Below are 1,134 nucleotides of genomic sequence, written 5' to 3'. Positions count from 1 at the left end.
TTGCTGGCTGATGTGAAATAATTCTGATGTTGTAGTGAACAAAATGGATGTTCCTTTGTCTACTTGCGGGTTACATCATGTTTTTGTTGTCATCAACGGGAGGTCTTTCGTGAGTGCAATTATTAACTGGGGCTTTGGCTTCTTCTTAACAGACTATGCCGGTATCTCAGGATCAGTGTTCAGGTCCATCATGTCGATGCTCTGATAGTTCAGGGATAAGGGCGAGTGCGCTCTTATCCCTGGAGGCTTTATTGACCGGATGTCAGTTTGGTAAACATGCGGTTAACCTGGCGGTTAATCTTTGAGGGTAGAACCTCAAAAACGAACAGTCTTTCTTTGGTTTCATTGGTTGGATAGATGCCAGGATTCTCTCGAATTTCTTCATCCACCAGTATTGTGGCGGACTTATTCGGGTTGGCATAAGCCACATAGTCGGTGATGTTGGCAATCACATCCGGGCGCAGCAGGTAGTTCAGGAAGATATGGGCCTCTTCAGGGTTTTTGGCATCCTTTGGAATGGCAACGGTATCGAACCACAGTCCAGCACCTTCATCGGGGATCGCATACGCCACGTTTACTCCGTTTTCAGCTTCGGCAGCCCGGTCTGCCGCTTGCAGAATATCCCCGGACCAGCCCATGGCGACACAAATATCACCATTGGCCAGGTCGGAAATTGAGCGTGATGAGTGAAAGTAGGTGACATAGGGACGAACTTTCATCAGCAGTGCTTCAGCCTTTGCGTAATCGGCCCGGTTGGTGGAGTTCGGGTCAAGACCAAGATAGCTCAGGGCCGCAGGAATAACTTCGGTGGGCGCATTCAGGAACGCAACACCACACTGGCTGAGCTTGCTGATATTCTTCTCATCAAAGATCAGGCTCCAGCTGTTGGTGGGGGCATCGTTCCCCAGGTACTGTTTCACCAGTTCCGGGTTATAACCTATGCCAGTGGTTCCCCACAGATAGGGAAACGAGAACTGGTTATCCGGGTCGTAGGTTTCCATCAGCGTCATCAACTCGCCGTCCAGGTGCTTCCAGTTGGGCAGCTTCTTTTTATCCAGTGGCTGGTATACACCGGCTTTGATCTGGTGAAGCAGAAAGTCTGCTGATGGGGCTACAATGTCGTAACCTGTTTTT

1 protein-coding gene is annotated in these 1,134 nt (G+C 49.6%); it reads right to left on the bottom strand.

The window, feature by feature from the left end; genetic code table 11:
* Positions 1-248 precede the first annotated feature (248 nt).
* A partial coding sequence (locus tag KDK13_RS16720) for a polyamine ABC transporter substrate-binding protein (protein ID WP_257286124.1) occupies positions 249-1,134 on the bottom strand: 886 nt, incomplete at its 5' end.

It is taken from the genome of Endozoicomonas sp. SESOKO1 (assembly GCF_024606265.1).
Classification (GTDB): Bacteria; Pseudomonadota; Gammaproteobacteria; order Pseudomonadales; family Endozoicomonadaceae; genus Endozoicomonas.
The sequence above is the reverse complement of the archived record's forward strand: the minus strand, read 5'-3'. Positions and strand labels throughout refer to the sequence as shown.